Source organism: Burkholderia sp. MSMB2157WGS, assembly GCF_001532755.1.
Taxonomy (GTDB): Bacteria; Pseudomonadota; Gammaproteobacteria; order Burkholderiales; family Burkholderiaceae; genus Burkholderia.
Window position 1 is genome coordinate 132,425 of sequence record NZ_LPJG01000021.1, and the last position, 19,277, is coordinate 151,701.

At 68.9% G+C, this 19,277-nt stretch carries 19 protein-coding genes and 2 pseudogenes; 14 read left to right on the forward strand and 7 right to left on the reverse strand.

Features of this window, described 5'->3' with window-relative positions; translation table 11 throughout:
- Positions 1 to 74 precede the first annotated feature (74 nt).
- Positions 75 to 1,013, forward strand: a complete 939-nt coding sequence (gene blaPEN-B / locus WT53_RS14115; protein ID WP_034204368.1) for a PEN-B family class A beta-lactamase — start codon at positions 75 to 77, stop codon at positions 1,011 to 1,013.
- A gap of 470 nt (positions 1,014 to 1,483) precedes the next feature.
- Here the strand turns inward: blaPEN-B and WT53_RS14120 are convergent, their stop codons facing one another.
- From WT53_RS14120 to WT53_RS14130, 4 genes and pseudogenes are all read right to left on the reverse strand, one after another.
- On the reverse strand, positions 1,484 to 1,684 hold the full coding sequence (locus WT53_RS14120) for a membrane protein (protein WP_034204369.1): 201 nt from the start codon (positions 1,682 to 1,684) through the stop codon (positions 1,484 to 1,486).
- A gap of 582 nt (positions 1,685 to 2,266) precedes the next feature.
- A pseudogene (locus tag WT53_RS34115) lies at positions 2,267 to 2,464 on the reverse strand (antibiotic biosynthesis monooxygenase); the annotation flags it as partial.
- 147 nt (positions 2,465 to 2,611) lie between these two features.
- Positions 2,612 to 3,979 (reverse strand): ATP-binding protein, encoded by a 1,368-nt coding sequence (locus tag WT53_RS14125; protein ID WP_373558448.1) that lies wholly within the window; start codon positions 3,977 to 3,979, stop codon positions 2,612 to 2,614.
- 5 nt (positions 3,980 to 3,984) lie between these two features.
- Positions 3,985 to 4,647 carry a response regulator gene (locus WT53_RS14130; RefSeq protein WP_034204371.1) on the reverse strand — a complete coding sequence of 221 codons (663 nt, stop codon included), beginning with the start codon at positions 4,645 to 4,647 and terminating at the stop codon, positions 3,985 to 3,987.
- A gap of 234 nt (positions 4,648 to 4,881) precedes the next feature.
- Here WT53_RS14130 and WT53_RS14135 point away from each other — a divergent pair, with 234 nt between their 5' ends.
- The 7 genes from WT53_RS14135 (at position 4,882) to WT53_RS14165 (ending at position 11,360) form a co-directional block, all read left to right on the forward strand.
- Positions 4,882 to 5,235, forward strand: coding sequence for a YgiW/YdeI family stress tolerance OB fold protein (locus tag WT53_RS14135; protein WP_034204372.1), 354 nt, complete (start codon positions 4,882 to 4,884; stop codon positions 5,233 to 5,235).
- 54 nt (positions 5,236 to 5,289) lie between these two features.
- Entirely contained in the window at positions 5,290 to 6,150 is an 861-nt protein-coding gene (locus WT53_RS14140) for a MurR/RpiR family transcriptional regulator (RefSeq protein WP_034204373.1), read from the forward strand.
- 54 nt (positions 6,151 to 6,204) lie between these two features.
- Positions 6,205 to 6,630, forward strand: coding sequence for an N-acetyltransferase (locus WT53_RS14145; protein WP_034204374.1), 426 nt, complete (start codon positions 6,205 to 6,207; stop codon positions 6,628 to 6,630).
- Positions 6,631 to 6,813: 183 nt separating this feature from the next.
- Positions 6,814 to 8,481, forward strand: coding sequence for an ankyrin repeat domain-containing protein (locus WT53_RS14150; RefSeq protein WP_034204375.1), 1,668 nt, complete (start codon positions 6,814 to 6,816; stop codon positions 8,479 to 8,481).
- Between the two features lie 145 nt (positions 8,482 to 8,626).
- A complete protein-coding gene (locus tag WT53_RS14155; RefSeq protein WP_034204376.1) occupies positions 8,627 to 9,487 on the forward strand; it encodes an oxaloacetate decarboxylase in 861 nt (286 codons plus the stop codon).
- Positions 9,488 to 9,831: 344 nt separating this feature from the next.
- Positions 9,832 to 10,098, forward strand: a complete 267-nt coding sequence (locus WT53_RS14160) for a YodC family protein (RefSeq protein ID WP_034204377.1) — start codon at positions 9,832 to 9,834, stop codon at positions 10,096 to 10,098.
- 101 nt (positions 10,099 to 10,199) lie between these two features.
- Positions 10,200 to 11,360 (forward strand): cytochrome P450, encoded by a 1,161-nt coding sequence (locus WT53_RS14165; RefSeq protein WP_034204378.1) that lies wholly within the window; start codon positions 10,200 to 10,202, stop codon positions 11,358 to 11,360.
- Between the two features lie 15 nt (positions 11,361 to 11,375).
- On the opposite strand, the gene WT53_RS14170 is transcribed toward WT53_RS14165, so the two are convergent.
- Positions 11,376 to 11,702 carry a superinfection immunity protein gene (locus WT53_RS14170; RefSeq protein ID WP_034204379.1) on the reverse strand — a complete coding sequence of 109 codons (327 nt, stop codon included), beginning with the start codon at positions 11,700 to 11,702 and terminating at the stop codon, positions 11,376 to 11,378.
- Positions 11,703 to 11,792: 90 nt separating this feature from the next.
- Complete coding sequence (locus WT53_RS14175) at positions 11,793 to 12,212, reverse strand: rhodanese-like domain-containing protein (RefSeq protein WP_034204380.1); 420 nt, start codon at positions 12,210 to 12,212, stop codon at positions 11,793 to 11,795.
- Positions 12,213 to 12,326: 114 nt separating this feature from the next.
- Here WT53_RS14175 and ftrA point away from each other — a divergent pair, with 114 nt between their 5' ends.
- From ftrA to WT53_RS14200, 6 genes and pseudogenes are all read left to right on the forward strand, one after another.
- Positions 12,327 to 13,289, forward strand: coding sequence for a transcriptional regulator FtrA (gene ftrA / locus WT53_RS14180; RefSeq protein WP_034204381.1), 963 nt, complete (start codon positions 12,327 to 12,329; stop codon positions 13,287 to 13,289).
- Between the two features lie 84 nt (positions 13,290 to 13,373).
- A pseudogene (locus tag WT53_RS34310) lies at positions 13,374 to 13,482 on the forward strand (2-nitropropane dioxygenase); the annotation flags it as partial.
- 113 nt (positions 13,483 to 13,595) lie between these two features.
- Complete coding sequence (locus tag WT53_RS14185; protein WP_034204382.1) at positions 13,596 to 15,050, forward strand: M20 family metallopeptidase; 1,455 nt, start codon at positions 13,596 to 13,598, stop codon at positions 15,048 to 15,050.
- A 60-nt stretch (positions 15,051 to 15,110) separates the two neighbouring features.
- Entirely contained in the window at positions 15,111 to 16,220 is a 1,110-nt protein-coding gene (locus tag WT53_RS14190; RefSeq protein ID WP_034204383.1) for a malate/lactate/ureidoglycolate dehydrogenase, read from the forward strand.
- Positions 16,217 to 16,780 carry a TfoX/Sxy family protein gene (locus WT53_RS14195; protein ID WP_034206129.1) on the forward strand — a complete coding sequence of 188 codons (564 nt, stop codon included), beginning with the start codon at positions 16,217 to 16,219 and terminating at the stop codon, positions 16,778 to 16,780. The genes WT53_RS14190 and WT53_RS14195 overlap by 4 nt, the downstream gene beginning before the upstream one ends.
- A gap of 265 nt (positions 16,781 to 17,045) precedes the next feature.
- Positions 17,046 to 17,624 carry an NnrU family protein gene (locus WT53_RS14200; protein WP_034204384.1) on the forward strand — a complete coding sequence of 193 codons (579 nt, stop codon included), beginning with the start codon at positions 17,046 to 17,048 and terminating at the stop codon, positions 17,622 to 17,624.
- A gap of 33 nt (positions 17,625 to 17,657) precedes the next feature.
- Here WT53_RS14200 and WT53_RS14205 read toward each other — a convergent pair whose 3' ends face one another.
- Positions 17,658 to 19,037, reverse strand: a complete 1,380-nt coding sequence (locus WT53_RS14205; RefSeq protein WP_034204385.1) for an amino acid permease — start codon at positions 19,035 to 19,037, stop codon at positions 17,658 to 17,660.
- Positions 19,038 to 19,277: the final 240 nt, after the last annotated feature.

Genomic DNA, 19,277 nt, shown 5'->3' on the forward strand with positions numbered 1-19,277 from the left:
AGTGCTGTCTCGGCGGCCGGCCGTTTTCGACACGCAACACCGTTTTGCCGCCATTCCACCACGAGACAACCGACATGACCTACTCAACGAAACGTCGAACCCTGTTGCTGGCCGCCGCGACGGCGCCGCTCGTTCTCACCGTCACCGCGTGCGCGTCGCGGCAGGCTGCGGCGCCGGACCCAGCCGCGGCGGCAGCGGCGGCTGCTGCGGACGCCATCGCGCCCGTCGCGGCGGCGACGACGCTCGCCGATCTCGAGCGCGACGCGGGCGGCCGTCTCGGCGTGTGCGCGATCGACACGGCGAGCGGCCGCGTCATCGAGCATCGCGCGGGCGAGCGCTTCCCGTTCTGCAGTACGTTCAAGGCGATGCTGAGTGCGGCGGTGCTCGCGCGGAGCGTCGAGCGGCCGGGCCTGCTGCAACAGCGCGTGACGTACACCCAGGCCGACCTCGTCAATTATTCGCCGGTGTCGGAGAAGCATGTCGGCGCGGGCATGACGGTCGCCGCGCTGTGCGAGGCCGCGATCCAGTACAGCGACAACTCGGCCGCGAACCTGCTGATGAAGCTGATCGGCGGCCCGTCGGCGGTAACGGCCTACGCGCGTTCGATCGGCGACGACATGTTCCGTCTCGATCGATGGGAGACCGAACTGAATACCGCGCTGCCGGGCGACCCGCGCGACACGACGACGCCCGCCGCGATGGCCGCCAGCATGCGCGTGCTGACGCTCGGCGACGCACTGCCGGCGGCGCAGCGTGCGCAGCTCGTCGCGTGGCTGCGCGGCAACAAGGTCGGCGACAAGCGAATTCGCGCGGGCGTGCCCGCCGGATGGACGGTCGGCGACAAGACCGGTACCGGCGATTACGGGACGACCAACGATGCGGGCGTCATCTGGCCGACGTCGCGCGCGCCGATCGTGCTGGCCGTGTACTACACGCAGACGCGAGCCGATGCACGGGCGAAGGACGACGTGATCGCGTCGGTCGCGCGCATCGTCGCGCGGACGTTCGGTTGAGCGGCGTGGCACGGCGCGCGTGGCGAGGGCCGCGGGCGCGCCGTGCCGCAGTCGTGACCCGCGCAATCAAACGTTGTGGGATCAACGACTTAGGTCGCGCATGCTCAGGATATCCACATGCTTGCCAACAAAAATTGTGGACAAGCCCGCGCGCCGCGGCGCCCGGCGCGACGCGCGCCGTCGTGCCGCATTTGAAGCGACGCGAACAAAGTCTTTCGGATCAAGCGCTTGGTCGCGGTATGCGCAGGCTATCCACACGCTTGCCAACACAATCTGTGGACAAGCACGGCAGCCGGCGCGTCACGTGCCGGCGCGGCCTGCAACGAGCGATCGGGTGTCGTCGTGCCGTTTTCGAGGCGGCGCGGACAAAGTCTTTCGGATCAAGTGCTTGATCGCGGTATGCGCAGGCTATCCACATGCTTGCCAACACAATCTGTGGACAAGCTCGCGCGCGGCCGCGACCGTAACGCTCAGGGCTGCCGATCGTCGACGGCGGGCCAGCGCGCGAACGCGAACACCCACAACATGATGAAGTTCAGCACCGGGACGAACATCGTCAGGATCCACCAGCCCGAATGCTCGGTGCGCCGCACGATGCGGACGTACGGATAGACGACGATGGCGACGAGCACGAGCGAGACGAGCAATTGCCACGCGGCGAAGTGTTCCATGGTCTTCCTCGGAGTGAGGTGTCGCGATACGGTGCCGGCGGCACGACCGGCCCGGGGCGCCGACGCGCATGGCCGACGATGCGCGGCCCGCGTGCGGCTTGCGTGATCTTGATGCGCGGCGGGCACGGGCGTCAAGGCATCGGCAGGGCGCTGCGCGGGCGCCCGATCGTCCTTGTTCGCGCATGCCGATGCCGCGCGTTGCCGAAACCGTGACGCGCGGCACGAATCGCAGGCCGATCAACGGGTTAGCGCAGGCTTGCGCAGGATATCCACAAGCTTGCCAACAAAATTTGTGGGTAAGTGGCGCAGCGCCGGTCCGGCATGCGTGCGGGGGTGTCGACGCCCATCTGACGTACATCGGGACGGACATCGTCGTGGCATCGTGATGCGATGTGCGGCGAAGCGGTGAAGGCGATGGCCATTGTCCGGGCCTTGTCTGCATCACGCGTGCCAAAGTCCATCGGATCAAGGGTTTAGCGCCGCGGTGCGCAGGATATCCACAAGCTTGCCAACATTTTCTGTGGAGAAGTCCGCATTCGCGATTCGGCCGATGCCACGCGCTGCCACGCTTCGCACGCCGGCTCACGCTGCGGAGATACCGGCCACGCCGACCTTCTGGAACAGGCGCGGGCAGGCGACGGCGGACGACGGACAGGCCGACGGCTTCGCGTCGAATCCCGGACCGCGTAGTTCAGGTAGGTCGGGCTTTTGCCGAGCGCGCGATGAAGCTGCGTCGAGATGACGCTTCATGAATTCCGCGTCGGCTTGCCAGACGGCGACGACAACCAACGCGGGCGCGCGCTTGCCCCGGTCCGGCGCATTTGCCGCGCACGCACGACAAACCCTTACCGATCAAGGGCTTGCTGCCGTTGCTGAAAGGTTGTCCACACGCTTGCCAACATAATCTGTGGACAAGCCGCCCGCGTATCAGCTCGGCTGCGGGAAGCGCACCGTGACGGTCAGCCCGCGCCCGCCGTGCGTAGTCCCGAGCGCGACGGTCGCGCGATGCTGTTCGGCAATCCGCTTGACGATCGACAACCCGAGCCCGCTGCCCGACGACGTGGCGGCTTGCGCGCCTTCGCCGCGATAGAAGCGTTCCCACACGTCCGCGCGTTCGGCCTCCGGGATGCCGGGGCCGTCGTCGGCGACTTCGAGTATGGGCGTCGCGCCGTCCATGCGCGCCGACACGTCGACGCGCGCGCCTTCGCCCGCATAGCGGATCGCGTTGTCGACGAGATTGTTCAGCAGCACGCGCAACGTGTCGGCATTGCCCGCCGTCGTCACGGGTGCACCGACGATCGCACCGAGATCGATCCGGTGCGCGTCGGCGACGCGCGCGCGGTCCGACACCACCGAGCGGCACAGCGCGGCGAGATCGACCGGCGCCGACGCGTCGGCAGCCGCCTGCGCGTCGGGCTCGAGGCGTGCGAGCGTCAGCAACTGTTCGGCGAGGTGGCCGAGGCGCGTCGTGCCCGCATGGATCTGCGCGAGGATGTGCTCGCGTTCCTCGGCAGTCGCCGCACGTTGCAGCAATTGCGACTGGATCGACAGCCCCATGATCGGCGTGCGCAGCTCGTGCGCGGCATCGGCGATGAAGTGCCGCTGCAACGTGAACGAGCGGTCGAGGCGGGCGAGCAGGTCGTTGATGGCCTCGGCAAGCGGGCGGACCTCGTTCGGCATCGATGCGACGTCGACCGGCTCGAGGTTGTTCGCATTCCTGCGTTTCAGGCCGGACGCGATTGCCCGCAACGGCCGCAACCCCGCGCCGATGCCGAACCACAGGCCGAGCGCGAGCAGCGGCAGCATCGAGAACACGGGCCACAGCAGGTGGACGGCGATGCCCGCGATCGCCTCCCAGCGCGCATGCCGCGCCTGCGCGAGCCGGATCGTCGTGCCGCCGCGCTCGGTCACATAGGTGCGCCACGGCTGGCCGCCGACGTCGACGCTCGCGATGCCTTGCTGCGCGGGCGGCGGCAGCTTCGAGTCGCGGTCGGTCGAATACACGAGCGCGCCGTTGCGCCATACCTGCAACAGCACCGCATCGGGGTCGCTCGCTTCGAAGCCGTGCTTGCCGGTGGCGTGGTTGCTGAACGACAGCTCGCCGTTCGGGCCGACGACGATCTGTTTCGACATGCTGCGCATCTGGTCGTCGAGCAGATCGTCGAGTTCGCGCAGCGCGCCCCAGTAGGTGCCGGCGCTCGCGACCAGGCCGATTACGCACGCGGCCGGCAGCAGCCACGTCAGCAGGCGCCGCCGCAACGACGCGTTGCGCCAGCGCGCGACCGTGCGTTGCATGCGCGTCACGTGCCGTCACCGATCCGGTAGCCGACGCCGCGCACCGTGCGGATCATGTCGTGACCGAGTTTCTTGCGCAGGTTGTGGATATGCACCTGCACCGCGTTGCTCTCGATTTCCTCGCCCCAGCTGTACAGCCGTTCCTCGAACTGTTCGCGCGAAATCACCGCGCCCGGTTCGCGCATCAGCTCGTGCAGCAGCACGAATTCCTTCGGCGACAGCGGCACTTCGTCGTCGTCGAGCCAGACGAGGTGCTTGACGGGATCGAGCCGCAGCGGGCCGATCGCGAGCGTCGTCTGCGCGCGGCCTGCATGGCGGCGGCTGACCGCGCGAATGCGGGCGAGCAGCTCGTCGAGCGCGAACGGCTTGACGAGATAGTCGTCCGCGCCGCTGTCGAGGCCCGCGATGCGGTCGGGCACGCCGTCGCGCGCGGTGATGATGATCGCGGGCAGGTTTTCGTCGCGGCGGCGCAGCGCCGCGAGCACCGACAGGCCGTCGCGGTTCGGCAGCCCGAGATCGAGCAGCAGCAGCCCGTAGCCGGTCGCACGCAGCGCGAGCGACGCGGCGTCGCCGTCCTTCACCCAGTCGACCGCGAAGCCTTCCTGTTTGAGGCCCTGTTCGAGCCCGCTGCCGATCAGCGGATCGTCCTCGACGAGCAGTACGCGCATGGATTCGTGTCTCTCCAACGGGGGCGCCGCGGCGCCCGGGGTTCTCATGATAAGCGCACGCGTCTTAGGCCGAGCTTAAATGCGCGCGGTGCGCGGCCCGCGTTCGTACTAGTCCAAATGCGGCACCGTGTCGCTCCGGGATGCCCTTCAGGTTTGCTTAATCTTACGATCCGTAAGCTGGCGCCGTCGCGTTCAACGGAGCGCGGCGCCACATCGAAGAAGAGGACCGAGATCATGAAACACCTGGCCAGAATCCTGGCGGTCGCGCTCGTCGCGCTGCCTGCCGCCGTCTACGCGCAATACACGGGGCCGTCCGCGCTGACCACGACGACCGTGAAGGCGCTGCTCGCCAACGGCCGCGACGACCAGCACGTGCAGTTGCAGGGGCGCATCGTCAAGCACGTCGGCGGCGAGGATTACGAGTTCGCCGACGCGACCGGCACGATCCGCGTCGAGATCGACCCCAAGCTGTGGGCCGCGGGCCAGCCCGTCAGCGACAAGAACGAAGTGAAGCTGACCGGCGAATTCGAGCGCAAATGGTCGGGCCGCGTGAAGGTCGACGCCGATCACGTCGAAGTGCTGCGCTGACGGTGGGCGCGGGGCCGGTGATACCATGGGCGACCGGTTTCCGTTCCCACCAAGATGGCCGCCAATTTCGACGAACTCGCGTCCCGGATCCGGGCGCAATTTTCCGAGCTGAGCCCGCAATTCCAGGCGGGCGCCGCCTTCCTGCTCGATCATCCCGACGAAGTCGCCACGTCGTCGATGCGCAAGGTCGCGCAGCGCGCGCAGGTGCAGCCTGCGTCGCTCGTGCGGCTCGCGCAGCAATTCGGCTTTCCCGGCTGGAACGAGCTGCGCGACCTGTGCGTCGCGCGCGTGCGCACGCGTCCCGAACCGCTCACGCAGCGTGCGCGCTCGCTCGTGCGGCCCGACGCGAAGGCGTCGCTCGCGCACGATCTGCTCGCCGCGCAGCAGCACAACCTGTCGGCGACCGCCGCGCAGAACGAGCACGCGCTTGCGGATGCGGCGAGGCTGATCCGCAAGGCGTCGCACGTGCACGTGGCGGGTTTTCGCTCGTGCTACCCGGTCGCGTTCGGTTTCGTCTATGGCTACCGGCTGTTTCGTCCGACCGTGTCGTTGCTCAACGGCGTCGCCGGTTCCCTCGAAATGGAGTTGCGCACGATCGCGAAGCAGAACGTGACCGTGATCGTCAGCTTCGCACCGTATTCGGCCGAAGCGACGCGCGTCGCGCAGGCCGCGAAGGCGCAGGGCAGCCGGATCGTCGCGATTACCGACAGCGCGGTGTCGCCGATCGCGCTGCACGCGGACGCGCAACTGATCTTCACGCACGACAGCCCGTCGTTCTTTCCGTCGCTGGTGGCCGCGCATGCGATGGCCGAGGCGCTGGTCGCGCAGTTGCTGGCGCTCGAAGGCAGCGATGCGATCGCGGCGCTCGAGCGGACCGAAGCGGAACTGCACGCGAAGGGCGCGTACGTCGTTTGACGGGCGTGGCATGCACGGTTTCCGCCCACTTTCATCCACGACCCCACGCAACCGATGACGTTGACCTATGCCGTGACCGATGCGGGCGACCCGGAGGTGCGCAAGCAGATCGTCGCGCCGCTCATCCGCTTCAACGAAAGCCAGGCCGGCCCGGTCGACTCCCGGCCGCTGGCCGTGATCGTGACCGACGAGACCGGCGCGGTGGTCGGCGGCCTGTGGGGCGGCACGGCGTTCGGCTGGCTGCATGTCGACCTGCTCGTGGTGCCCGAAGCCGCGCGCGGCCAAGGCGCCGGCACGCGCATCATGGATCTGGCCGAACAGGAGGCCGTCGCGCGCGGCTGCCACGGTGCGTGGCTCGACACGTTCGACTTCCAGGCGCGGCCGTTCTACGAGAAGCGCGGCTATGTCCGCTTCGGCGAGCTCCACGATTACCCGGTCGGGCACACCCGCATCTTTCTGACGAAGAAACTCGCGGGCTGAGCGGCGCCGCGCCGCACGATTGACGACGCCGGCGGCCGTCGCCTACGATACCGGCCAGCGATGCAGGTCGCTTCCGGGTCCGCGGAAAGGGTTCAACCCACCTGTCGCTGCAAATCCAGTCTTCCCCCATCCTTTGTGCTGGCGGTATTGCGGACCTTCGGCCATCCACGCACGAGGATCCGCATGAAAAAGCTGCCTTCCAACGCCCATCCCGATCATCTGAAAAAGCAGGCCAAGGCATTGTTGCGCCTGTACCGGCAGGGCGACGCCGAGGCCGTCGCGCGCTTCGTCCGGTCCCTGCCGGCGGCCGCGAATCGCACGCATGACGAGGCGCTCGCGCTCGGGCTCCGCCTGCACGACGCGCAGTCCTGCATCGCGCGCGAGTACGGTTTTGCTTCATGGGCCGATCTCGGCGTGTTCGTCGAAACGCATGCGCTCGCGCGGCAACCGCGGTCGTCGTTGATTCGCCGCTGGCTCGACCTCGCGTACGGCGCCGACGTGACCGGCGGCTCCGACGCGGCCCGGCCGCGCGTCGCCGCGCAATTGCTGCGCGATCGTCCCGATCTCGTATCGGCGGACCCGGCGGTCGCGTGCGCGTCGGGCGATCTCGACGCGGTGAAGGCGGCGCTGGCCGCCGATCCCGGCTGGATCGCGCGCGCCGGCGGTGCGCTGAAGTTGCCGCCGCTCGTCGCCGTCACGCATTCGCAGCTCGGCCAGCTTCCCGAATTCGCGGCCCGGCTGCGTGCGTGCGCGCGCTATCTGCTCGACGCGGGCGCCGATCCGAACCAGCGGATCGGCAACCGGACGCCGCCGGCCTCGCTTGCGGAGCCCGACGAGTCGGCGCCGCTGTCGGCGCTGTATGGCGCCGCCGGCGTCAATCGAGATCCGGCGCTCACCGCGATGCTGCTGGAAGCCGGCGCCGATCCGAACGACGGCGAATCGCTGTATCACTCGGTGGAGAACCCGGCATGCACGCGCCTGCTGCTCGAGCACGGCGCACGGGTGAGCGGGACGAATGCGTTGCGGCGGGCGCTCGACGTGCCGGACGCTGCCGCGCTCGAGTGCCTGCTCGCGCATGGCGGCGACCCGAACGAGCCGGCCGGCGACGGGCCGACGAAGATGTGGGGTGCGCCGTTGCTGCGCGCGATCGCCGTGCGTTGCACGGCGCGCCATGTCGCCGCGCTGCTGGCGGCCGGCGCCGATCCCCGCGCGCGGACTGCCGCGGGCGTGAGCGCGTACCGGCTCGCGATGCAGACCGGGTTGTCCGACGTCGCGGCGCTGTTGCGCGCGGCCGGCGCGGAGGAGGCGCTCGACGCACACGACGCGTTCGTGGCGGCCTGCGCGCGCGCCGATGCCGACGAAGCGCGGCGCATCCAGGCGCGTCATCGCGAGCTGCCCGGTGCGCTGTCCGAGGACCGGCTGCGGCTGCTGCCGGACGCCGCCGCGTGGGGTTCGCGCGATGCGGTGAAGGTGATGGTCGAACTGGGCTGGCCGATCGCCGCGCGCGGCGGCGACTGGGACGCGAGTGCGCTGAACCACGCGGTGTTCCGCGGCGATGCCGAACTGCTGGCGTTCCTGCTCGCGCACGGCGCAAGCTGGCGCGACCTGCACGGCTTCGGCAGCGATGCGCTCGGTACGTTGTCCTGGGCGTCCGTCAACGAGCCGGAGGGCGTCGGCGATCCCGACTGGGAAGCGTGCGCGCGCGTGCTGGTCGCGCACGGCGTGCCGCCGGCGGTGCGCGATCCGTCGAATCCGGATGGCGTGCTGATCGACGGTCGCGCGATGCGATTCTCCGAGGCGGTCACCGACGTGTTGCTCGGCGTCGACGTCGGGCTGTCCGCATCGACGTGAACCGACGCGGGCGGCCGTGCGTGGCGGCCTGCATTCGGCATCGGCGCGTTTATCCTGTTGCGCGACGACATTTCGGCGAACGCTGAAACGTCGCGTGCACGACCGGCGTATGCTCACTCGTCAATACCTTCCCCCGGAGTTCGCGATGACCCGTTCCGACCTGCAAGCCCGCCACGCCGAAGCCTTCCGCGCGCTGCACACGCGCCCCGGCGCGTTCATCATCCCGAACCCGTGGGACGCCGGCACCGCGCGCCTGCTCGCGATGGCCGGTTTCGAGGCGCTCGCCACGACGAGCGCCGGCTACGCGTTTTCGAAAGGGCGACCCGACAACGCGATCGACCGCGACGCGATGCTCGCTCACATCGCCGATCTCGTCGCCGCGGGCGGCCTGCCCGTGAGCGCCGATCTCGAGAACGGCTTCGGCGACGCACCCGACACGGTGGCCGAAACGATCCGGCTGGCGGCCGAGGCGGGCGCGGTCGGCGGCTCGATCGAGGACGCGACCGGCCGCGCCGATACGCCGATCTACGCGCGCGACGCGTCGGTGGAGCGGATCGCGGCGGCCGTCGACGCGGCGCGTGCGCTGCCGTTTCCGTTCACGTTGACCGCGCGCTGCGAAAACTACCTGCACGGGCGGCGCGACCTCGACGACACGATCGCGCGGCTCGTCGCCTATCGCGACGCCGGCGCCGACGTGCTGTATGCGCCCGGCATCACCGACGCCGACGAGATCGCGGCGGTGACCCGGGCGGTCGGCGCGCCCGTCAATGTCGTCATGGGTCTGCAGGGCGGGTTGCTGAGCGTCGACGAGCTGGCGGCGCTCGGCGTGAAGCGCGTCAGCGTCGGCGGCGCGCTGGCGCGGGCCGCGCTCGGCGCATTCCTGCGCGCGGCGACGGAGATGAGGCGCGACGGCACGTTCACCTTTACCCGGACGGCCGTACCGGGGCGCGATATCAACCGCTGGTTTGCTGCACCGGATAATTCGCCGATTTTGTTCGACGAATGAGCCCCAATAAAAAATGGAATCGTTTACGGCGTAGCATTGATTGACAATAATCAACCGGTTTCGCGTCGGAATTAATCGTCGGTGACGGCGCAAAAATCGTCGTCTATTCTCCGCATTCCGTTCGATCGGTCGCAATCGGCGTGCAAGCCGCGCGGGCGCTGACGCTCGGCGGGTCGTCATGCGCGACGATCCCGCGCATTGTTGCAGGTTCCCGCTCAGCGCGTTGCCGTGCGCGGGAGTTGCCGGATGATTATTTGATTGATAATCTGCGGCACGTTCCAATGGCCGGTGAGTGGGCCGCCGGGAATATCAATATATTCAATATATAAAAAGCTGAGAGAGCGATGACGATCCGAGAAAATCACCGCGTCCGGTTTCGCGTGGGCGATGTCGTGACGCTGAAAACGGGCGGGCCGCGCATGACCGTCACGTATGCCGGGCCGGTCGTGTTCGACGACGGCGACTGGTTGATCTGCCAGTGGTTCGACGAAAGCGGCGAGTTCCGGCAGGAAATGTTCCATCACGACACGGTGGTGCCCGAGCCGCGAGCGATTTCGGCCGGGCGGGTACGACTGCGCATGCAGTCGCACCGCGACCGGTCGGCGGCCTGACGCCGGCCGGCCGCTGCGATGCCGCGGCGCGCGGCGTCCGTGCGACGACATTTCACGTCACCCCGAAACATGCGACGGCGCGCTGCGCCGATACTGGACGCATGAACCCGATCGATCCCATTGCAGCGGTCACGCACCGCGATCCCTATCCCTATTACGCAGCGCTCGTCGACGGGCCGCCGCTCGCGTTCGACGCCACGCTCGGCCTGTGGGTCGCGAGCCGCGCGGCGGCCGTGACGGCCGTGCTCGGCGATCCGGCCTGCCGTGTGCGCCCGCTGGACGCGCCGGTGCCGCCCGCATTGCGCGGCACGACGGCCGGCGCGTTGTTCGGCGAGCTGGTGCGCATGAACGACGGCGCGTCGCGACACGATGTGCCGAAGCAGGCGTTGCGCGCGGCGTTCGTGCCGATCGACACGGATGCGCTGCGCGATCGCGCCGAGGCGCTTGCCGCGCGGCGACTGCCGGCGCCCGGCGATGCCGACGCGCTGAACGCATGGTGCATGACGGTGCCGGTGTGCGCGGTCGCCGATCTGCTCGGCTTCGACGAAACGCAGCTCGACGACATCGCGGCGCGGGTCGTCGAGTTCGTCGCCGCGCTGTCGCCGCTGTCGGATGCTGCGGCGCTGGCGCGCGCGAGCGACGCTGCGCGGCAACTGCTCGACCGGATGACGGAACGCGTCGCGCAGTCGCATGCGGAGGACGGCACGCTGGTCGCCGCCGTGCAGCAGGCGGCACGGGCGTCGGGCTGGCAGGCGAGCGGCGCGCGGGTCGCGAATCTCGTCGGATTGCTGTCGCAGACGTGCGAAGCGACCGCCGCATGGCTCGGCAATGCGCTCGTGGCATGGAACGGCGAAGCAGGCGCGATGCCGGACGCCGCCGCGCTCGACGCATTCGTCGCCGAGGTCGGGCGTTTCGATTCGCCGGTGCAGAACACGCGCCGCTTCGTCGCGGCGCGCACGACGATCGAAGGCGTGAGCGTCGAGGCCGGCGATGCGATCCTCGTCGTGCTGGCGGCGGCGAACCGCGATCCAGCCGTGCATCGCGATCCGCACCGGCTGATGCCCGGCCGCACGACGGGGCCGAATTTCGGCTTCGGCACGGGGCCGCATGGGTGTCCGGGCGAGCGGATCGCACGGGCGGTGACGGCGGGGGCGTTCGCGGCGCGGTTGCGCGCGGGCGGCTGGCCGCCGCGCGATGCACTGAAGTGGGATTACCGCGCGTCGACCAACGTCAGGATGCCGAAGTTCGACGCGATACGGTGAAGGGGAAAGAAGGGCTCAACGGCAACCTTGCTTTTCCGCCCATTGCTCCTGGGCGGCGACGCGGCGTTGCACGCGTTCGACGAGGCCGGTCGAGAAGGTCCGCATGCTGACGCCGCGGCGCTTCGCGAGGATCGTTTGCGCGACGTCGGTGCGCGGGTTCGGCTGGCACGCCCAGTACAGCGTCATCAGCCAGCCGATGCCCGTCCACCCGAACAGTGCGTTGAACATCGCGATCGTCAGCTTGTCGTGCCGGGCGCGCCGGTCCGCAATGACGGCCGGCAGGAAATAGAGCGCGATCGCTGCGACTGAACCGGCCACTTGAATCAGGACTGCATCATGCATGGTGCTGCTCCGTCCGAACTGCAATGAGGCTGATTGTCGCGCTTTTTCCGTTTATGTGCCGGCAATTGATTGTTGCGCTTTCGGTGACGATCAGGCGGCTTCGGCGTCCGTCGGCTGCACTTCGTTGCTCAGCGCGAAACCTTCGTCGAGCCAGCCCGTCACGCCGCCGATCATCAGCTTGACCGGGCGGCCGAGGCGCGCGAGCCGGATCGCCGCACGTGCGGCGCCGTTGCAGTGCGGCCCCGCGCAATAGACGACGAAAAGCGTGCCGGCCGGGTAACCGGCGAGCTTGCTTTCGACGATCTTGCGGTGCGGCAGGTTGCGCGCGCCGGGCACGTGGCCGGCGGCGAACTGCTCGGGGCCGCGCACGTCGAGCAGCACGAAATCGGGCGCGCCGGACGCCAGTGCGTCGTGCACGTCCCAGCAATCGGTCTCGAAGCGCAGCGATGCCTCGAAATGCGCGAGGGCGGCGAGACTGTCGGCGGCGGGGACGTCGGTGACGTAGGACATGGTGAGGCTCTCCTGGTTGAACGGGCACGGAACGCGCCGCAATGGAGGGCAGTATCGCGGTTCGGCGCACGTCGCGGCAGTGGCGCGATCGACAAGTTCCGGTAACATCGCGCCATGCACAATCATCTCGTCGTCGCACTCGCCTACGATCGCCTCTGCACGTTCGAATTCGGCTGCGTGGTCGAACTGTTCGCGCTCGAGCGCCCCGAGCTGGGCGTCGACTGGTATCGCTTCGCGGTATGCGCGAGCGAGCCGGGGCCCGTGCGCGCGGCGGGCGGCATTACCGTCGCCGCGCCCTACCGGCTCGCGACGCTCGATCGCGCGGATACGATCGTGATTCCGGGCTGGCGCGATCCGGACGAGCTGCCGCCCGAGCCGTTGCTGAAGAAGCTGCGGGCCGCGCACCGGCGCGGCGCACGGCTCTGCTCGATCTGTTCGGGCGTGTTCGTGCTGGCGGCGGCCGGCGTGCTCGACGGCCTCACCGTGACGACGCATTGGCGGTATGCGGAACGCCTGCAGGCGCGTTATCCGGCGCTGCGCGTGAATCCGGATGCGCTGTACGTCGACGAAGGGCAGATCGTCACGTCGGCCGGCTCGGCGGCGGGGCTCGACATGCTGCTGCATCTCGTGCGCCGCGATCATGGCGGTGCGATCGCGAACCGCGTCGCGCAGCGCCTCGTGCTGCCGCCGCATCGCGACGGCGGGCAGGCGCAGTTCGTGCCGCGTCCGGTCGCACCGGGCGGCACCGACCGGCTCGCGAAGCTGATCGACTGGATGCGCGCGCATGCGGCCGAGCCGCACACGCTGGCATCGCTCGCCGCGCAGGCCGCGATGAGCACGCGCACGTTGCAGCGTCGGTTCGCGGACGCGACGGGGATGTCGCCGCTCGCGTGGCTGATCCGCGAACGCGTGAACGTCGCGAAGGACATGCTCGAAGCGCAGCCCGCGTTGCCGCTTGCGCAGGTCGCGGCGCGCGCGGGGTTCGGATCCGAGGAATCGCTGCGCCGGCATTTCCGGCGCGTCGCGGCGACGAGCCCGGCCGCGTACCGGCGCGGGATGGACCGCGGCGGCACGTAGCAGGCGCCGGGCGGGCGCGCTTGCTGCGCGACGATGAAAAGCGCAACCGGTGGCGACGGACACGCATTCCGATAAAAGAGGCCGATGCCGCCTTCCCGTTCGTCGTCGATCCAGGCGCCGATGGCCGGCTCGTCGAGCCCGCGCGATTGCCGTGTGCGAAGCCGGCGGGCTCGGTTCGCTCGCCTGCGCGGCCGGCCTGCGCGACGCGTTTCCGAAGGCGGTCTGAACGGCGCGGAAGGGGGCGCCGGCAGGGGAGCATCGGCGTATGATCTGGATTTTCGTCAGCCCTATCCAGGCATCCCCACCATGACCTCCGTCGACACCACCCCCGTCCTCGACCATGACAAGCTCGTGACCTTCATCGAGCGCAAGTGGAACGATGAAATCCTCCACGCCCTGACCGACTACATCGCGATTCCGGCGAAGAGCCCCGCATTCGACCCCGACTGGGCGAAGCGCGGTTATCTCGAGCGCGTCGTCACCGATGCCGCGCAGTGGGCCGAACGGCAGCCCGTGAAGGGCCTGAAGCTCGAGATCGTGCGCTTGCCCGGCCGCACGCCGGTGATTTTCTTCGAGACGCCCGCGACGCGTTCGGGCAGCACCGACACGATCCTGCTGTACGGCCACCTCGACAAGCAGCCCGAATTCGACGGCTGGCGCGCGGATCTCGGCCCGTGGACGCCGAAGTTCGAGAACGGCAAGCTGTACGGCCGCGGCGGCGCGGACGACGGCTATGCGATCTACGCGAGCCTCGCGGCGCTCGGCGCGCTCGACGAGCAGGGCATCGAGCGGCCGCGCTGCGTCGGTCTGATCGAGACCTGCGAGGAGTCGGGCAGCTACGACCTGCTGCCGTACGTCGACGCATTGCGCGACCGGCTCGGCCAGGTATCGCTCGTCGTGTGCCTCGATTCGGGCGCCGGCAACTACGACCAGATGTGGCTGACCACGTCGCTGCGCGGCCTCGTGTCCGGCGACCTGCAGGTCGAGGTGCTGGAAGAAGGCGTCCATTCGGGCGTCTACGGCGGCATCGCGCCGTCGAGCTTCCGCGTGATGCGCCAGTTGTTCGAACGTCTCGAAGACGCGAAGAACGGCAACCTGCTGCCGGGCGCGTTTCATTGCGAGATTCCGTCGAGCCGCGTGCGCGAAGCCGAAGCGGCCGCCGCGATTCTCGGCGATACGGTATGGAAGGGGCTGCCGTGGGCGTGCGGCGCGGACGGCAAACCCGTGCTGCCGACCACGACCGATCCGCGCGAGGCGCTGCTGAATTCGACGTGGCGCCCGTCGCTGTCGGTGACCGGGGCGGCCGGCATGCCGGCGCTCGCCGATGCGGGCAACGTGCTGCGCCCGCGCACCGCGTTCAAGCTGTCGCTGCGGCTGCCGCCGCTCGTCGACGCCGCGCAGGCCGTGCAGCAGCTGAAGGCATTGCTCGAACTCGATCCGCCGTACAACGCGAAGGTCACGTTCAAGCCGGACGCGGGCGCCGCGACCGGCTGGAGCGCGCCGGATCTCGCGCCGTGGCTCGCGTCGTCGCTCGACGCCGCGTCGCGCCGCCACTTCGGCGCCGACTGCGCGTACATGGGCCTGGGCGGCACGATCCCGCTGATGAACGTGCTGCAGGAGGGCTTCCCCGCAGCGCAATTCATGGTGTGCGGCGTGCTCGGCCCGAAGTCGAACGCGCACGGCCCGAACGAGTTCCTGCACGTGCCGTACGCGAAGAAGCTCACGGCGGCAGTGGCCGACGTGATCGCGACCGCGCGCTGATCGTCGCGATATCCGACGTGTCGATTGCCCGACCCGAACCGATTTGATGGAGTGTTGCCGATGACCGCACTGCCGACGCCCGATACCGAACCGCTGCGCATGCGCGCCGAACCGCTGCATGCGTTCGTCGCGGCGCTCTGGGAACGGGCCGGCAGTCACTCGCGCGAGGCGACGCTCGTCGCCGATCACCTGGTCGGCGCGAATCTCGCGGGCCACGATTCGCACGGCGTCGGGATGATCCCGAACTACGTCGCGTCGTGGCGGGAAGGGCAGTTGCAACTGAACGGGCACGCGTCGATCGTCCGCGACGGCGGCGCGGTGCTGACGATCGACGGCGGCCGCGGCTTCGGCCAAGTGATCGCGTTCGAGGCGATGGTCGAAGGAATCGAGCGCGCGCGGCGCATGGGCGTTTGCGCGATCGGGCTGCGCGACGTCCATCACCTCGGCCGCATCGGGCACTGGGCCGAGCAATGCGCGCGCTCGGGGCTCGTGTCGTTCCATTTCGTCAACGTGCCGGGCGACCTGCTGGTCGCGCCGCTGCACGGCACCGATCCGCGTTTCGGCACGAACCCGTTCTGCGCCGCGTATCCGCGGGCGGGCAAGCCGCCGCTGTTGCTCGATTTCGCGACGAGCGCGATCGCGTACGGCAAGACGCGTGTCGCCTACAACCAAGGTAAGCGCGTGCCGGCCGGCGCGCTGATCGACCATCGCGGCCAGCCGACCGACGACCCGGCCGTGATGCACGAGCAGCCGTTCGGCGCATTGCTCCCGTTCGGGCTGCACAAGGGGTATGGGCTCGCGGCGATGTGCGAGATCTTCGGCGGCGCACTCGTGGGCGGGCATACGACGTACGGCGATACGCTGCAGAAGACGAGCGCGATCGTCAACGGGATGCTGTCGGTGCTGATCGATCCGCAAGCGTTCGACGCGGCCGACGCCGAACGCGAAGCCGATGCCTTCGTCGCGTGGGCGAAGGCGTCGCCGCGAGCCGGCGATGCACCGGTGCAGGTGCCCGGCGAGCCGGAAGAGGCGAGCCGCGCCGTACGCGGCACGGCCGGCATTCCGGTCGACCGCGCGACGTGGCGGCAGATCCGCGAGAGCGCGGCGGCCGTCGGTTTCGACGCGGCCGAGCTCGATGCATGGACGCAGCGCTGCGAGGCGTCCGCATGAGCTGGCAGGCGGAGAAGGCGCACGGCGAGGAAATCGCGTATCAGCTTGCGCCGCTCGGTACGGTCGCCGTCGCACGGTTCTTCAGCGGTGCGGCCTTGCGGCTCGACGGCGTGATGTTCGGCTTCATGTCGCGCGGGTCGCTGTTCCTGCGCGTCGACGATGTGAACCGCCCGGCGTTCGTCGCGGCGGGGATGGGGCCGTTCTCGTATGCGCGGCCCACGCGCACCGTCGCGCTCGAGGGCTATTACGAAACGCCGGCCGACGTGCTCGAGGATGCGGGCGCGCTGTTCGACTGGTGCCGCAGCGCATATCGCGCGGCGCTGCTGGCCGGGCCGCCGAAGCGCAAGGCGAGGGGGGCGTCGAAGACGGTATCCGCGGCAGGAGCGAAAGCCGCGCCGAAAGCTGCAGCGAAGCCCGCATCGAAACCGGCGTCGAAAAAGGTGTCCGGTCCAGCGGCGAAATCCGCATCGAAGCCGGCGTCGGCGCGGAAAGCGGAACCGGCCTTGAAATCGTCACGGGCGCAGGCCGCGAAGCCTGCGGCGAAGCGCAAGCAGACGTAGTACCGACCGCGCGGCGCGACAGCCGCGCGATTTTTCGTTTTCCTTTCTTTCGGGCATACCCGCACGACCCGGCGCACGCATGCACCGAGCTTGACGCACCGCACATCGTGCAGGCTTCACAACGACGGCCCCGGCGTTTATGATCGGCGCGGGTTGCGCCCGTGCCTCGCGCGACCTGCGCCGGCCTCGCCGCCGGCCCCGCGAACGGCGCACCGGACGCCGCGCGGAACGCTTCCCCACTCATCATTCCAGACGGAGACAGCCGATGCTCGTCCTGATTCTCGGTTTAGCGATCTTCCTCGGTGTGCATTCGATCCGGATCTTCGCCGACGGCTGGCGGTCCGCGACGATCGAGCGGATCGGCGAGCGGGGCTGGAAGGGCGGTTACGCGATCGCGTCGATCGTCGGCTTCGCGCTGATCATCTGGGGGTACGGGATTGCCCGCACGAGCGCGACGTTGTTGTGGGTGTCGCCGGTCGGCGTGCGCCACCTGACGGGCATGCTGACCGCGGTCGCGTTCGTGCTGATCGCCGCGTCGTACGTGCCGCGCAACCGGATCAAGACGCTCGTCGGGCATCCGATGCTGGCCGGCGTGATGGTCTGGGCGGTGGCGCACCTGCTCGTGAACGGCACCGTGCACGCGGTCGTGCTGTTCGGTGCGTTCTTCGTGTGGTCGATCGTCGATTTTGTCGTGTCGCGTGCGCGGGATCGCCGCGACGGTGTCCGCTATCCGGCCGGCCGACTGGCCGGCGACGTCGCGGCTGTTGCCGCCGGGCTCGTCGCCTGGGCCGTGTTCGCGCTGTTCCTGCACGGCCCGCTGATCGGCGTGCGGCCGTTCGGCTGAACGGAACGCGCGCGCCGGTCGGCGTCCCGCTCGTCAGCGGCTCTTCGCGCCGGCTGCCTGCCCGAATGACGGCTGCTTGCGCCGCAAGAAGTACGCCGCGACGATCGCGAGCGCCGTCAGCACCGTGAACCAGAACTGGAAGCGCGAATCCGGATTGAACGCCTGCGACCCCAGCACGGCGACGAGCGCCAGCAGCGCGACCCAGTTCGACACCGGATAGAACCACGCGCGGAACGCCGTCGGGTCGCGTTGCTCGTGCCGCGTCTGCCGGCGCATCGCGAAGTGCGCGACGACGATGAAGATCCACACGATCATCACGAACGCGCCGCTGCTCTTCGCGAGCATCAGGAACAGATCGCCGCCGCTCACGAAGTGAATGCCGAGGATCGACACGCAGATGGCGAGGCACAGCACGAGCGCGTTCATCGGCACGCCCTTCGCGTTGGTGCGGCCGAACATCGCCGGCGCGTGGCCGCGCTGGCTCAGCGAGAACAGCATGCGCGAGTTCGAGAACAGGAACGAGTTCATCACGGACATGAACGACACGAACAGCACGATCTTCATCGCGACGGCCGCCGCCGTGAAGCCCGCCATGCCGAACAGCGACACGTACGGCGATTTCAGGTTGACCTTGTCGGTCCACGGCATGCACAGGATCAGGATCGACACCGAGCCGACGTAGAACACCATCACGCGCACGATCACGCTCTTGATCGCGCGGATCACGTTCCTGCGCGGGTTTTCCGATTCGCCCGCGGCCACGGCCGCGATCTCGCTGCCACCGAGCGAGAAGATCACCACCATCACGCCGGCGAGCACGGGCGAGATGCCGTTCGGCATGAAGCCGCCGTGATCGGTCAGGTTCACGAGCCCCGGTGCGGGAATGCGCGGCTGGAAGCCGAGCAGGATCGATGCGCCGAGCGCCATGAAGACGATGATCGTCGCGACCTTCGCGAACGACAGCCAGTATTCGGCTTCGCCGAACGAGCGCACCGAGTAGGCGTTGCTCGCGATCAGCGTGACGAGCATGAACAGCGCGCCGCCCCACACAGGCAGCCACGGCAGGAAATCGTGGAGGATCGCGCCGAGCAGGATCGCTTCGACGGTGATCGTCATCATCGATTTGAACCAGTACAGCCAGCCGACCGCGAAGCCGGCCCATTCGCCGAGATAGCTGCTCGCGTACGTGGAGAACGAGCCGCTGTCGGGATTGCGGGACGCCATTTCGCCGAGCATGAACATGACCAGCGTGACGATCACGCCGCCGATCAGGTACGACAGGATCGCCGCGGGGCCGGCCGTTGCGATGATCGCGCCGGAGCCGACGAACAGGCCCGCGCCGATCACGCCACCGAGCGCGATCATCGTGATGTGCCGTTGCTTGAGGCTTTGCCTCAACGAGTTGTGCTGCATCTCCTACCTCTAGTTATTGTTGGCCGGGAACGTATCGGACGGCGCGTCGGCAAGCGTTCTGCCGCACGGGCGCCGATGTCGAGGGAGCGTGGGGTGACGCGATGTGCCGGACCGCCGGCGGTGAATCGAAATGGCGGCCGCGGTGTGCCGGTCGGCGCCCGCGAGAGGGCGACGATCGCGACAACCCGGATTGTGGTCGGGCACCGTCGCGACGGCAAACGAGATATGCGAAAGACGTCT